Annotated in this window: 14 protein-coding genes; 6 read left to right on the forward strand and 8 right to left on the reverse strand. The window is 61.6% G+C overall.

Going from position 1 to position 12,556, the window contains the following annotated elements; translation table 11 throughout:
* Positions 1 to 5 precede the first annotated feature (5 nt).
* Positions 6 to 170 carry a hypothetical protein gene (locus GEI7407_RS21495; protein WP_190274156.1) on the reverse strand — a complete coding sequence of 55 codons (165 nt, stop codon included), beginning with the start codon at positions 168 to 170 and terminating at the stop codon, positions 6 to 8.
* 280 nt (positions 171 to 450) lie between these two features.
* On the opposite strand from GEI7407_RS21495, the gene GEI7407_RS18100 reads away from it, so the two are divergent.
* Entirely contained in the window at positions 451 to 1,068 is a 618-nt protein-coding gene (locus GEI7407_RS18100; protein WP_015173665.1) for a class I SAM-dependent methyltransferase, read from the forward strand.
* On the opposite strand, the gene GEI7407_RS18105 is transcribed toward GEI7407_RS18100, so the two are convergent.
* The 3 genes from GEI7407_RS18105 to GEI7407_RS21200 all read right to left on the reverse strand — a co-directional run bounded on the left by GEI7407_RS18105 (position 1,065) and on the right by GEI7407_RS21200 (position 3,975).
* Positions 1,065 to 1,967: a DMT family transporter gene (locus tag GEI7407_RS18105; protein ID WP_015173666.1), complete on the reverse strand. Its 903-nt coding sequence runs from the start codon at positions 1,965 to 1,967 to the stop codon at positions 1,065 to 1,067. The two genes, GEI7407_RS18100 and GEI7407_RS18105, sit on opposite strands and share 4 nt — an antisense overlap.
* 26 nt (positions 1,968 to 1,993) lie before the next feature.
* Positions 1,994 to 3,508: an NAD(P)/FAD-dependent oxidoreductase gene (locus GEI7407_RS18110; RefSeq protein ID WP_015173667.1), complete on the reverse strand. Its 1,515-nt coding sequence runs from the start codon at positions 3,506 to 3,508 to the stop codon at positions 1,994 to 1,996.
* Positions 3,509 to 3,750: 242 nt separating this feature from the next.
* Entirely contained in the window at positions 3,751 to 3,975 is a 225-nt protein-coding gene (locus GEI7407_RS21200; RefSeq protein ID WP_150109822.1) for a hypothetical protein, read from the reverse strand.
* On the opposite strand from GEI7407_RS21200, the gene GEI7407_RS18115 reads away from it, so the two are divergent.
* From GEI7407_RS18115 to gatB, 3 genes are all read left to right on the forward strand, one after another.
* Positions 3,974 to 4,402, forward strand: a complete 429-nt coding sequence (locus GEI7407_RS18115) for a peptidylprolyl isomerase (protein ID WP_015173668.1) — start codon at positions 3,974 to 3,976, stop codon at positions 4,400 to 4,402. The genes GEI7407_RS21200 and GEI7407_RS18115 overlap by 2 nt on opposite strands.
* 188 nt (positions 4,403 to 4,590) lie before the next feature.
* Positions 4,591 to 5,010 (forward strand): hypothetical protein, encoded by a 420-nt coding sequence (locus GEI7407_RS18120; RefSeq protein ID WP_015173669.1) that lies wholly within the window; start codon positions 4,591 to 4,593, stop codon positions 5,008 to 5,010.
* A 77-nt stretch (positions 5,011 to 5,087) separates the two neighbouring features.
* Positions 5,088 to 6,575: an Asp-tRNA(Asn)/Glu-tRNA(Gln) amidotransferase subunit GatB gene (gene gatB / locus GEI7407_RS18125; protein ID WP_015173670.1), complete on the forward strand. Its 1,488-nt coding sequence runs from the start codon at positions 5,088 to 5,090 to the stop codon at positions 6,573 to 6,575.
* Here gatB and GEI7407_RS21205 read toward each other — a convergent pair.
* Entirely contained in the window at positions 6,565 to 6,744 is a 180-nt protein-coding gene (locus GEI7407_RS21205) for a hypothetical protein (protein WP_150109823.1), read from the reverse strand. The genes gatB and GEI7407_RS21205 overlap by 11 nt on opposite strands.
* 115 nt (positions 6,745 to 6,859) lie before the next feature.
* Between GEI7407_RS21205 and lysS the strand changes: the two genes are divergently transcribed.
* Positions 6,860 to 8,422, forward strand: a complete 1,563-nt coding sequence (gene lysS, locus GEI7407_RS18130; protein ID WP_015173671.1) for a lysine--tRNA ligase — start codon at positions 6,860 to 6,862, stop codon at positions 8,420 to 8,422.
* Here the strand turns inward: lysS and GEI7407_RS18135 are convergent.
* Both GEI7407_RS18135 and GEI7407_RS18140 read right to left on the reverse strand, forming a co-directional pair.
* Positions 8,419 to 9,804 (reverse strand): aminopeptidase P family protein, encoded by a 1,386-nt coding sequence (locus GEI7407_RS18135; RefSeq protein WP_015173672.1) that lies wholly within the window; start codon positions 9,802 to 9,804, stop codon positions 8,419 to 8,421. The two genes, lysS and GEI7407_RS18135, sit on opposite strands and share 4 nt — an antisense overlap.
* A 4-nt stretch (positions 9,805 to 9,808) precedes the next feature.
* Positions 9,809 to 10,441 (reverse strand): TetR/AcrR family transcriptional regulator, encoded by a 633-nt coding sequence (locus GEI7407_RS18140; protein WP_015173673.1) that lies wholly within the window; start codon positions 10,439 to 10,441, stop codon positions 9,809 to 9,811.
* Between the two features lie 767 nt (positions 10,442 to 11,208).
* Here GEI7407_RS18140 and GEI7407_RS18145 point away from each other — a divergent pair.
* Positions 11,209 to 11,652: an Hsp20/alpha crystallin family protein gene (locus tag GEI7407_RS18145; RefSeq protein WP_015173674.1), complete on the forward strand. Its 444-nt coding sequence runs from the start codon at positions 11,209 to 11,211 to the stop codon at positions 11,650 to 11,652.
* A gap of 220 nt (positions 11,653 to 11,872) precedes the next feature.
* Here GEI7407_RS18145 and GEI7407_RS18150 read toward each other — a convergent pair whose 3' ends face one another.
* Complete coding sequence (locus tag GEI7407_RS18150; protein ID WP_015173675.1) at positions 11,873 to 12,553, reverse strand: hypothetical protein; 681 nt, start codon at positions 12,551 to 12,553, stop codon at positions 11,873 to 11,875.
* Positions 12,554 to 12,556 lie beyond the last annotated feature (3 nt).

The following is a 12,556-nucleotide window of genomic DNA, read 5'->3' on the forward strand; positions in this document are numbered from 1 at the left end:
AACCCTCAAGCCTTAGCCATAAACTTCACGTCTGTTGTGTCGGAGAGCCGTCTCAGCACGATCGCCCCAAACCCCAAAGGCCGCACAAACTCAAAAAGGGCACCGGCCGGGACCCGCGAGCCCTCGACTCGGCGTTTACCCCTGCGGTGCGGCAAGCGATGGGTTGCCATGCTCCAGCATGCTGCTCCTGACGTCAACTGCGTCCCTGATCGGTCAAAAAGACCATTCGATCAAAGACGCAGCACTTTTGGCTCTCCACTGCAGCGCTGATGGAGCCCGTGGCAATGCCGACCAGGACAGGCACTTACTGTGTATTCATCAAATCTCGCACTCTGCATGGTAGCAAAGTCTGGACCGATTCGATCTTTGCCTGGAGCGGCGACGGGCGATCGCCTCGAAAAAGGTCCGGCATGCTATCAAAAAGTTGAAGCCCTTTCAGGAAACTAGGTCATGGGTTGGTACTCCCAGTTTGTGCTGCCGCGCTTGCTCGATCGCGTGATGTCCGGTCCGGCCCTCAGCCGCTATCGCCAAGAGATCCTCGCAGGCGTCGAAGGCGAAATCTTGGAGATCGGCTTTGGGACAGGGCTCAACCTGCCCCACTACCCGCCCCAGGTGCGCAAAATCACCACCATCGACGTGAACGAAGGCATGAACGCGATCGCCCAGCGCCGCATTGACGCCGCCGCGATCGCCGTCGACAACCGCATTCTCAGCGGCGAGAACCTGCCCATGGCGGACAACACCTTTGACAGCGTCGTCAGCACCTGGACCCTGTGCAGCATTGCCAAAGTCGAGCAGGCCCTCGCCGAAATTCACCGCGTCCTCAAGCCGGGGGGCAAGTTCATCTTTATCGAGCATGGGCTGAGCGACGACCCCAAGATCCAGGTCTGGCAAAACCGCCTCACGCCGCTGCAAAAAGTCATCGGGGATGGCTGCCACCTCAACCGCAATATCCAGGCCTTGGTCGAGGCACAGTTCGAGCACGTCTCTCTAGAAACCTTCTACGGCGAAGACCTGCCCAAAATCGGCGGCTACCTCTACAAAGGGGTTGCAACCAAAGCTCCCTAGCCAAACAGCAGCCAAATGCCGCCCAGGGCCAAACCAACCCCCAACACCGATCGCAGGGTCAGGGTTTCCCCCAGCAGAAGGCTCAGGGGCAGCATAAACAGAGGGCTCGTGGCGTTGAGGGCCTGAGCAACCCCGGTTTCGGCGAACTTGAGCGAAGTCTGCTGGAGCCAGATGCCCAAAAAGGTGCTGAAGAAGGCCGTGAGGGCGATCGCTCCCAGCAAGCGCCGCGACCGAAGGGGGTTGGTCAGGGGCACCCCGCGACTTCGCTGCCAGACCAGCATCGGCACAATGATGATCGTGCCGCCCACCAAGCGGACCAGCGTGCTCCACAGGGGATCGGCCACGCTGTCGCTGAGGGCGGTGCGCGAGAGCACCGCGCCGATGGCCTGGCTGATGTCGGCCAGCAGCGCAAACCCCAGGCCCCGCAGCGACAGGGCCGAGGCCTTGGGGTGAGCGGGCGATCGCTCGCTGATCACCCAAGCCACGCCCCCCACCGTCAGCAAAATGCCCAGCCAGTTGCGCAGGCTGAGCACTTCCTGGAGAAACACCATCGCCAGCAGCGCCGACAGCGGGGGCGACAGCATCTCGATCAGCAGGGTCCGCTGGGGACCGAGGTGATTGAGAGCCTGAAAATAGCAGGTGTCCCCGAGGCCAATACCCACCAAACCGCTGAGCAGCAAAAAGCCTAGGGTCAGGCGATTGACATCCGGAAACAGGCCCCCCTGGAGCCCCAGCACCCCCAGCAGCAGCGCCATGGCCACGAGGCCCTTGCTGAGGTTGAGGACGAGCGGCGTGATGCGAGTCCCCAGACGGGTGTAGATAATTGAGGCGATCGCCCACAGAAAGGACGCTCCCAGCGCCGCCAGCTCTCCTCGAAATTGGCCAACCCACGCTTCCACAGGGCGATCTCGACTCCTTCGTGCGTCTACTCCGGCAGCAGCGCCAGCAGCTCAGCGGTCTGCTCCGGCTCCACCAACGTATTGGCGCACAAAATCCCCGAAGCCGCCACCGCTGGCACCCCGATGCCGGGGAGGGTGCTGTCCCCCACCCGGTAGAGCCCCTGAATCGGCGTGTAGCAGCTCGGAAAGGTGCCCTGGCCTGCGGCGATCGCTGGTCCGTAGGTGCCCTGATAGCGGCGCAGGTAGCGGGCGTGGGTCAAGGGCGTGCCGATCAGCTCCAGCTCAATGCGCGATCGCAGATCGGGAATCACTTTCTCGAGGGCACGAAACAGGGGCTGGGCGCGATCGCGTTTTCGCTGGTCGTACTGGGCGCTGCGTTCCCAGCCCGCCGCGTCTTCGAGGGTGTAGGCGTGGACCACGTGGTAGCCCGACGGAGCCAGATGGGGGTCCCACACCGACGGAATCGAGATCATGCAGGTGTTGCCGGGACGCGTTAGATCCCAGCTCTCGTCATGCATCACCACGTGGTGGCCGGTTAGGGACTCGAGCCCCTCTGCCCGGATGCCCAAGTGCAGATGCATAAAGCTCTCCACCGCTGGCGTTTTCATCGCGGCGCGGCGGTAGGACTCCGGCAAGACGTCGGGGGCGAGCAGGTGGCTGTAGGTGTCCCACAGGGTGGCATTGGAAATCACCACCGGCGCCAGCAGATTTTCGCCGCTGCGCAGCTGGACCCCGGTCACCCGCTGATCTCGCACCAGGATGCGCTCGACGTGGACATTCAGCCGCAGCCTGCCGCCCCAGCGCTCGAGTCCCCGCACCAGAGCCCAGGCGATCGCCCCGCTGCCGCCCACCGGATAGTCAATGACCGAGCGCGATCGCTCCCCCAGCATGAAGGCCATCTCGGGCGCCACGGTCCCCTCTGCCTTCAGACCCGACAGCAAAAAACACTCCAGATCAATCAGGCGCTGCACCCACGGGTCTTGGACCAGCGGCTGCATCACAGCGCCCACCGAGGACTGCACCATGGTGAGATAGGGCAGCAGCTTGAGCAGGGGCAGGCCGTAGCGGCCCAGCAGCACCGGGGCCAGCTTCCAGTCCGATCGCAGAGCCAGGGTCGGAATGCCGCGCAGGGCTTCATAGAGGCCGAGGAGTTTTTTTTCGAGGTGGGCCAGCTGGCTGGCGCCCTCGGGGGTGATGTGGGCCACGGCGCGGCGGTAGCGCTGGGCGTCGCCGTAGATGGGCAGCGTCACATCAGGAAAATGGTAGTGGCCCAGCGGATCGTAGGCGATCGCCTCCAGAGACTCGCCCAGGACGTCGAGGACCTGGCGCAGGGGATTGAGGGAGTGGGGGTCACTCAGGCCGCAATAAAAGGAGGGACCCGAATCAAAATGAAACCCCTCTCGCGAAAAGCCGTGGGCCGCACCGCCCGGCAGGCTGTGGCTTTCGCAGACCAAGACGGTTTTGCCGTAGCGGGCCAGCAGACTGCCGGCGACCAGGCCGCCAATGCCGCTCCCCACGACGATGACATCAAAATCTTGCATGTATTTTCTGCTCCCCTAGGCCCCTTCGAATTCTAGCGAGAACCCCAGCTTTCTTAGCGTTGGGGCGGTTTGGCGCAGGAAAAAAATTCTGCCTTGGGAGGGATTCCAAGCAGCTGCGGGGGCACTTTTGCCGCGAAAAAGCCAGAGTTTGGCGGGCGATCGCCCAAAATTAAGCATTTCTTTGAAGTTCTTCCAACCGCCAGAAACTGAGCTTTTGCGACCGCTGCGAGGAAACGCTGGGCCTAGGGCACGGGCGATCGCCGCTTCCGGCCTCGAAAGGAGCCTTTAAACTGGCAAATAGCGATCGCTGTCTGCTCATTGAGCCTTGATGGCCGCTGGGGCGCCCCGGCGTTTCTCGGTCGGCAGCCTGCCAAAACGTCATTGCCCTCCGGAAGGCGATCGCGTTTGGTCAGTCCCCCATCACCCTCGAGACAGCATCGAGACCCAGCATTTAGGAGCAGAAGCATGACACAGGCCAAAGTTGGGGATACCGTGCGAGTGCACTACACCGGCAAGCTCGTAGACGGCACGATCTTCGACTCGTCCAGCAACCGCGATCCCCTCGAATTTGCTATCGGTTCCGGCGGCATCATTCCCGGCTTCGAGCAAGCCGTGATTGGCATGAACCCCGGCGACTCCAAAACCACCCACATCCCGGCAGACCAGGCCTACGGCCCCCATCGCCAGGAAATGGTGCTGGTGGTTGAGCGAGAGCAGATTCCCCCCGACATCGATCTCCAGGTGGGCCAGCAGCTGCAGCTCCGCCAAGAAAATGGCTACGCCCTGCCGGTCATCGTGACGGAAGTGGAGGAGGCCCAGGTGACGCTGGATGCCAACCACCCCTTAGCTGGCGAAGATTTGATTTTTGATATTCAACTGGTCGAGATCGCCTAGGGATTGGCGTTTGGGCGGGCGGCTTGTTGCGCAGACCGCGCGCCGCTCGGCCCGATGTCTCTCAATCTCAGCCGATTTCACCCAAAATTTCACCCAGACTGAATACTGAGATAAAGACAGCAAAGGGGGCGATCGCCCCCTTTGCTGTCTGGAGTGTTTTGCCCCTTTTCACCGACTGATTTGAATTTATGACCTTCGTCCTGAGCCCCGCCGAAATCGAAGCGGCCCAAACCCAGTTTGCGGGCCAAGCCGCTGCCCAAGAGGCGATCGCCGCTCTCCAGGCCCACAGCGGTCGCCTCGACACCAGCTTCAACCACCTGTGCGCCCAGAAAATCGGCGTAGCCGTCGTCTTTGAGCCGGACGACCCCCGCTCCTTTTGGCAGGCCACCCTCAACACCCTGGCCTCGACCCTGGGCCGCTCCAAGTCCTTCCAGCAGCAGCTCCAGGACTATCAGCGCAGCCCCGAGAACGTCGCCCAGCTGCCCCGCCTGCTCGACACCCTGCGGAGCACCGCTGCCCTGCCAATGGACCAAGCCATGGCCACCCTGGTGCTGCTCCACCTGCTGCGCGTCGACTGGGACCGCTTCTGCGCCTCGGCCCCAGGATGAGCGAACTTTGCCCCTGTGCGGTCCAGCTACCCAGCTAAAATAAAACCATTCGTTGCTGAACCGCACTTGAGACGCCCATGACGACCGCTGCGCCCGTAAAAACTCAGTACGAAGCGATCATCGGGTTAGAAACCCACTGTCAACTTCGCACCAACACCAAGATTTTCTGTAACTGCTCCACCACCTTCGGCGCACCCCCCAACACCAACGTATGCCCGGTCTGCTTGGGGATGCCAGGGGTGCTGCCCGTGCTCAACCAAACCGTGCTGGAGTACGGCGTGAAAGCGGGTCTGGCCCTCAACTGCGCGATCGCACCTTTCAGCAAATTCGATCGCAAGCAGTACTTCTATCCCGACCTGCCCAAAAACTACCAGATTTCTCAGTACGACCTGCCCATCGCTGAGCACGGCTGGCTCGAAATCGAGCTGACCGACGGCGAAGGCAACCCCGTACGCAAGAAAATCGGCATCACCCGCCTGCACATGGAAGAAGACGCAGGCAAGCTGGTCCACGGCGGCAGCGATCGCCTCTCCGGCTCCACCCACTCCCTCGTGGACTACAACCGCGCCGGCGTCCCCCTGCTCGAAATCGTCTCCGAGCCCGACATTCGCTCCGGCCAAGAAGCCGCCGAGTACGCCCAAGAGCTGCGCCGCACCATGCGCTACCTCGGCGTCAGCGACGGCAACATGCAAGAAGGCTCCCTGCGCTGCGACGTCAACATTTCGATCCGTCCCGTCGGCCAAGAAGCCTTCGGCACCAAGGTCGAAATCAAAAATATGAACTCCTTCAACGCCATCCAGCGGGCGATCGAGTACGAAATCGAGCGTCAAATCGCCGCCGTTGAAGCAGGCGAGCCCATCCTCCAGGAGACGCGCCTGTGGGAAGAAGGCAGCCAGCGCACCATCAGCATGCGGATCAAAGAAGGCTCCAGCGACTACCGCTACTTCCCCGAGCCCGACCTCACCCCCATCGAGGTGTCCCCCGCCCAGCTAGAGCACTGGCGCTCCGAGCTGCCCGAGCTGCCTGCCCAAAAGCGCCATCGCTACGAGTCCGAGCTGGGTCTGTCGGCCTACGACACCCGCGTCCTGACCGACGATCCTGACGTGGCCGCCTACTTTGAGGGGGCCGTCATCGCCGGTAGCCCCATCAAGCAGACCGCCAACTGGGTGATGGGCGACATTGCCGCCTACCTCAACAGCAAGCCCGGTCTCTCCATCCGCGCGATCGCCCTCACCCCCGCCGTCCTCGCCGAAATGGTCAGCCTGATCGAAGACGGCACCATCAGCGGCAAGATCGCCAAGGAAATCCTGCCGGATCTCCTGGAAAAAGGCGGCTCCGTCAAGGCCCTGATCGAGGAAAAGGGCCTGGTGCAGATTTCTGACCCGGCAGCCCTCGGGGCCATCATCGACGAAGTCCTCGCCGAGAACCCCACCGAGCTGGAGCAGTACCGCAACGGCAAAACCAAGCTGCAAGGCTTCTTTGTCGGTCAGGTAATGAAGAAAACCAGCGGCCGAGCAGACCCGAAGCTCACCAACCAGCTCCTCGGTCCCAAGCTCAAGGGCTAGCGCCCGCCCTTGGGAACAGGCAGTCTGTCTGCGATCGCGCCGCAGCGCAACCCGTCGGGCCGGGGCCAAAGCCTGCGGCCCCGCTCATCCCCAGCTGGGGGCAGCGCGCGATCGCTTTGAGGCGCCGTCGCCCGTGGGGCCGCTTTCGACCCCAGGAGCGAAATCCCATGTCTAGAATTCGTGGGAGTGCGTCACAATGAATGTCTCACGTTAATTGCATTTGCCGAGTTAGGAGGCGCGATCGCGCCTCCTGTTTTGGTGCGTTCATTCCTCATTGATTTCCTATGGCAGCCGATCACTCCCAGCGCGAACCCCAAGGTCATTCCACCCTCGATGAGATTCGGGCAACCCGACTCGAGAAAGTCGAGCAGCTCAAACAGCTAGGGTTTAATCCATACGCCTATCGTTGGGAATCCACCCACCAGGCCGCAACGCTGCAAGAGAAGTACGCGGACCTGCCCAATGGGGAATCCGTCGAGGGCGTAGAAGTGGCGATCGCCGGTCGAATTATGGCGCGGCGCGTCTTCGGTAAGCTCGCCTTCTTTGGCCTGCAAGACGAAACCGGCAGCATCCAGCTCTACCTCGACAAGAAGGCCATCGAGGCCGGGATGCCCGACACCGAAAAAGCCTTCGACCACCTGAAAAACCTCACCGACGTCGGCGACATCATCGGCGTCCGGGGCGGCCTGCGACGCACCGACAAGGGCGAGCTTTCCGTCGCCGTCACCACCTACACCATCCTGACCAAGTCCCTCCAGCCCCTGCCCGACAAGTGGCACGGCCTGACGGACATCTCCAAGCGCTACCGCCAGCGCTATGTCGACTTGATCGTCAATCCCGAAGTGCGCGAAACCTTTCGTCGGCGCGCCCTGATCACCGCCGGGATTCGTCGCTACCTCGACCAGCAGGGCTTCATCGAAATCGAAACCCCCGTTCTCCAGGCCGAGGCGGGCGGCGCCGATGCGCGTCCCTTCATCACCTACCACAACACCCTGGAGATGGAGCTGTACCTGCGCATCGCCACCGAGCTGCACCTCAAGCGGCTGATCGTAGGCGGCTTCGAAAAGGTGTTTGAGATGGGGCGGATCTTCCGCAACGAGGGCATCTCGACGCGCCACAACCCGGAGTTTACCTCCATCGAGGTGTACCAGGCCTACGCCGATTACGACGACATGATGGCCCTGACCGAAAACCTGATTGCCACGGTGGCCCAGGAGGTGATCGGCACCCTCGAGATCACCTATCAGGGCCAGAGCGTCAACCTGACGCCGCCCTGGCGCCAGGTGACGATGCACGACATCGTCAAGGAGTTCACGGGGCTCGACTTTAGCCAGTTTACGGACCTCGACGAAGCCAAGGCGGCCGCCAAAGCGGCGGGGCTGACCCAGATCGACGACTGCCCGTCCCTCGGGAAGCTGCTCAACGAGGCCTTTGAGCAAAAGGTGGAAGAAAACCTGGTCCAGCCGACCTTTGTGATCGACTATCCGGTAGAAATTTCGCCCTTGGCCAAGCCCCACCGCTCCAAGCCCGGTCTGGTGGAGCGCTTCGAGCTCTTTATGGTGGGCCGGGAAACAGCGAATAGCTTCTCGGAGCTGACCGACCCCATCGACCAGCGCCAGCGCCTGGAGGAGCAGGCCGCCCGCAAGGCTGCCGGTGACCTAGAAGCTCAGGGCGTGGATGAGGACTTCTTGCTGGCCCTGGAGCACGGCATGCCGCCGACCGGCGGTCTGGGCATCGGCATCGATCGCCTGGTGATGCTGCTGACGGATTCGGCCAGTATCCGGGACGTGATCGCCTTCCCGCTGCTGAAGCCCGAAAAGAGCGACGCGGAGTCACCCGAAGGTTAAGTCCGGCGATCGCCCAGGGCTTCGAGGGCGGCGGCCTCGGTCGGCAGGGCCGCCGTCAGCACTTCGGGGCCGCTGGGGGTCACCCAGACATCGTCCTCAATGCGAATGCCGCGAACATCGGCAAAGTCCGCCAGACGGTCCCAGTTCACCAGGGACGCGTATTTTTCGCGGGTGACGGGGGACTGGAGCAGGGCGGGCACCTGGTAGAAGCCGGGCTCGATGGTGACGACCATGCCCGCCTGGAGGGGGCGATCGCAGCGCAAAAAGCCCAGTCCAAAGCAATCGCTGCGCTGGCGACCGGGCGCGTAGCCTGCCAGATCGCCGAGGTCCTCCATGTCGTGGACATCGAGCCCCAGCAAGTGGCCAATGCCGTGGGGAAAAAACAGGGCGTGGGCGTCTTGCTCGACCAGGCTGTCGGGATCGCCCCGCAAAATGCCCAAATCCACCAGGCCAGCGGCGATCGCCCGCGCCCCCAGCAGATGAATCTCCCGGTACTCCACACCCGGCGCGATCGCCGCGATGCAGGCATCGTGGGCCGCCAGCACCACGTCGTAGAGCGATCGCTGGGTGGGCGAAAATCGGCCTGACACCGGCCACGTGCGCGTCACGTCCGCCGCCCATCCCCCCGGCGTCTCCGCCCCCACATCCACCAGCAGCAGATCCCCCGCCCGCAAGGGATGGTGGTAGGCCTCGTTGTGCAGCACTTCGCCTTGGATCGTGACGATGCTGGGATAGGCCGGGGTCATCTGGTGGGCCAAGATTACGCTTTCCATGGCGGCCCGCACCACCGCCTCCGTGGCGGCCTGGGGCGTCGCCGCCATACCGACCTGGTGGGCCGCCACCGTCACCGCGACGGCTTGGCGAATTTCGGCGATCGCCGCCTCGTCGTGGGCAAGCCGCAGCTGGACCACCGCCTCCGCCAGCGCGCGATCGCGTCCCGCCAGGTCTCGCGCCCCCGGCAGCGATCGCCCCAAAATGGCCGCTTGGTGCTGCCGCGCCGTCACGCTCTGCACCGGAATCGTCGCCGCCTCCGCGCTCCAGTCCGCCAGCTTCTCCAGGGGAAAGGCCGCCTCCGCGCCGATCTGGGCCGCGATCGCCTCCCGAGACAGAGTCGGACCGTGCCACAGCTCGCTCTCCGGGGGCGGCTCATCGAGAAATAGCGTCAGGCGGCCTTCGGCCAAATGCACCACTGCCCCCGCCAGCGGCGCCCCGACAAAGTACAGAAAATGGCTGCTCGCTCGAAAGGGCAAGGGATTGGCCGGAAAATTTCGCGAGGGGCGATCGCCCGCCCACAGCAGCACCGGAAACGGCACCAGACGCGCCAAACGCTGCCGGCGATCGCGCAGGGCCGCCAGCAGCGAACTTGAAATCACCCAGGACATGTGGCTAGGAATGCAGCTCAGTTTGATTGTTTGCTAACACACCATTGAGGAAAATGTCAGCCAACCCCTCCGCCATCGCCTGAATCGCGGCCGGAGAAGCGTCGGGCTCCATGATCGTCTCCTGACTGAACCCGGCGATCGCAAACATGCCCAAAAACACCCGCGCAATCACTTTCGGGTCCATGCGACGGTAAACCCCGCGGTCCATCGCCGTCTGGAAGAACGCCTCCGCCACATCCATCATCTTGTCCACCACTTCCTGCTGGATGCGCTCCCGCAGGTCCGTGTGAAACTGCGCCTCCATGAAGCACACCCGCATCATGTCGGCATTCTTGTGAAAATTCAGCATCCGCCGCCGCATCACCTGGGCTACGGCCTTGTAGCTGCCCATCTCACTAAGTTCTGTTAACAGATCCGTGAGCAGCTCCACCCAGCCCTGGGTCGCGACCTCCACCAAAATGGCCTTTTTATTCGCAAAGTGGCGAAATAACGTCCCTTCCGCCACGCCTGCTTCCTGGGCCAAATCCCGCGTCGTCGTACCGTCATAGCCCCGACGGGCAAAAAGCCGCTGAGCCGCCTGCAAAATCCGAGTGCGGGTCTCGGTTTCGGAGGGAGTTGATTGGGAGAAAAGTCTCATAAGGGTGCGGGGAATCCTTTGCGCTATTTTCTAACAGCAATCTCTGAATTGGTGAAAACTTTCATAGAACATTACAGAGTCGTCACCTAACAGGAATGCGCCGTCTAGTTCTCCATGTCAAAACTTGAAGCGATCGCCCATCAAGGCCTACTCAAAGCGTCGATTTATCGTTGCAAAAACCGAATTTTTTCTTAATTTCAGGCCATTTCTCCCCAATCAAATTTTTCATGGGGTACCCTTACCAAACTCAAGCAGCCAGAGATTTTCGGCGCTCCTTGCTGACAGGCAGATTTTTCGCCAAATTCTCCCTTTGACAAGGATTTTGTATTCAAAAATCAAGCTTTTGTCGCGATTTAGTTCATGGTTGAGCAGAGAGCTTCACGTCGGTTCACAAATGTTCTAAAAGCTTCCCCAAAGCCCTTTAGCGCCACTTTCAAGGAGTCTGGGGAAACTATCTTCTCTGGTAGAGCCGCACCTGCGATCGCCCTTCGCCAGCACCCAGAAATTCACGGACAGACGCTCGAATTTAGCGCGCTTTTGACACAGCTCCCGAGGCCCAGATTGTCTCTGAAATTCTGCGTTGCGAGGGTATTTTGCGAGCGATCGCCCGTCTCTCCAGATCTTGAGCAGGTGCGGAAATTGCCCTCTCAACTGGACTCAAAACCGAACCACCCCAGCGGGGGGTCTTTGTTAGCGTGAAATCAGTTCAGACAGAGCTGATAGATCCCTATTTCCACGGTGACAACAGACACAAGGAGGGCCTCTATATGACACTGATTCGGTGGGAACCGCTCCGGGAAATTGATAGCCTGCAGCGCGAGATGAATCGTCTATTCGAAAACCTGGCCGTGACCCGAGGTGATGGCTTGGGGAGCACAGACTTTGTGCCCGCTGCCGAGCTCCGAGAAACCGGCGATACGATTGATCTGCGCATCGAGCTCCCGGGGGTCGAGGCCAAAGATATTGACGTTCAGGTGACCGCAGACTCGGTCTCTATCCTGGGGGAGCGACGCGGCGAAGCCCTGGAGGAAAGCGAGGGTGTTCTGCGCTCGGAGTTCCATTACGGTTCATTCCAGCGGGTGATTCCCCTACCGAGCCGCGTGAAAAACACCCACGTCGAGGCCGAATACCGCCAGGGAATCCTGCGGCTGCGGCTGCCCAAGGAGGACGCCGAGAAAAACAGAGTCGTGAAGGTCGAAATCCGCTCTTAGGAGATTCTCGGAGTCAGCTAGCGAGATCGCGCGGGCTGCACTGGTGGAGAGCCTTGGGTTGAGCACTTGCGTCGCCAACTGAGGGCGATCGCCTCCTAGAGAAAGCTTTGCTCAAAGCTTGGTAAGTCTTGATTTTGGGGCGAGGGTTCTCGCCCTTTTTTGTTTGGCCTGCTGCCAACCCGCTTGCGAAACGAGTCGCGCCCTTGGGGCAGAAACTCCCTCAGAGCTCGGGTTGCCGAAACTCAAAATTTCCGCACCAGGAAATCTCTGGCAGCAGCTCCGGGAAGGGCGGCGCCGCCTCCAGAGGCGTGAGGCGAATGATGTAGCCAACCTCCGGATCGCCGGGCCGATGGTCCTCGTACCACTGGCGCAGGGCCTCATGTTCGATCAGGTTCCAGTGCTGGTCGTATTCGCTTAGGGACACTTGCACCGTCATGCTTGCCAGGTAGGCGTACACCTCCACCTGGTACTCCCCGGGCGGCACTTCCATCACCTGAAAAATTCGGTAGGTGGGCTTGGGCGGGTTGCCCGACGTCGCGTCGATCCAGTCGCCTTCGTCGCCGCCCCCACACAAAATCAGCAGTTTGCCGCAGGGGACTTTGAGTTTCCAGACCAGCCGCGCGATCCAGTCGTTTTCTTCCTGGGCTGTCAGGTCACCCAGGACAAACAGCGTCTTGCCGTCCAGGGCGCAGTCGCCCTCAAAGCAGAGCGGCAGACAAATGCCGCGCTCCAGCAGGTCTCGGATGCCCGCTTCTTGGCCGTAGCCCAAGATGTCTGCGATCGCCCCTAGCGGCATGTCGCTGCCCCCCAGACTGACCGAGGTCAGCACATAGTAATGCCCATCACAAAAGAAGTCCGGATGCAGAGGAATGACTTGGCGCGGCGATCGCTCTTCAGGCATGTT

Origin of the sequence: Geitlerinema sp. PCC 7407 (assembly GCF_000317045.1) — a bacterium.
Taxonomy (GTDB): domain Bacteria; phylum Cyanobacteriota; class Cyanobacteriia; order PCC-7407; family PCC-7407; genus PCC-7407.

Bases quoted from the DNA above. Each gene is read 5' to 3' on its own strand.
- lysS (WP_015173671.1), top strand. From the start codon at position 6,860: ATGGCAGCCGATCACTCCCAGCGCGAACCCCAAGGTCATTCCACCCTC.
- GEI7407_RS18120 (WP_015173669.1), top strand. From the start codon at position 4,591: ATGACCTTCGTCCTGAGCCCCGCCGAAATCGAAGCGGCCCAAACCCAG.
- GEI7407_RS18110 (WP_015173667.1), bottom strand. From the start codon at position 3,508: ATGCAAGATTTTGATGTCATCGTCGTGGGGAGCGGCATTGGCGGCCTG.
- GEI7407_RS18100 (WP_015173665.1), top strand. From the start codon at position 451: ATGGGTTGGTACTCCCAGTTTGTGCTGCCGCGCTTGCTCGATCGCGTG.
- GEI7407_RS18145 (WP_015173674.1), top strand. From the start codon at position 11,209: ATGACACTGATTCGGTGGGAACCGCTCCGGGAAATTGATAGCCTGCAG.
- GEI7407_RS18140 (WP_015173673.1), bottom strand. From the start codon at position 10,441: ATGAGACTTTTCTCCCAATCAACTCCCTCCGAAACCGAGACCCGCACT.
- GEI7407_RS21200 (WP_150109822.1), bottom strand. From the start codon at position 3,975: ATGCTTCTGCTCCTAAATGCTGGGTCTCGATGCTGTCTCGAGGGTGAT.
- gatB (WP_015173670.1), top strand. From the start codon at position 5,088: ATGACGACCGCTGCGCCCGTAAAAACTCAGTACGAAGCGATCATCGGG.
- GEI7407_RS21495 (WP_190274156.1), bottom strand. From the start codon at position 170: ATGGCAACCCATCGCTTGCCGCACCGCAGGGGTAAACGCCGAGTCGAG.
- GEI7407_RS18135 (WP_015173672.1), bottom strand. From the start codon at position 9,804: ATGTCCTGGGTGATTTCAAGTTCGCTGCTGGCGGCCCTGCGCGATCGC.
- GEI7407_RS18115 (WP_015173668.1), top strand. From the start codon at position 3,974: ATGACACAGGCCAAAGTTGGGGATACCGTGCGAGTGCACTACACCGGC.
- GEI7407_RS21205 (WP_150109823.1), bottom strand. From the start codon at position 6,744: ATGGGATTTCGCTCCTGGGGTCGAAAGCGGCCCCACGGGCGACGGCGC.
- GEI7407_RS18150 (WP_015173675.1), bottom strand. From the start codon at position 12,553: ATGCCTGAAGAGCGATCGCCGCGCCAAGTCATTCCTCTGCATCCGGAC.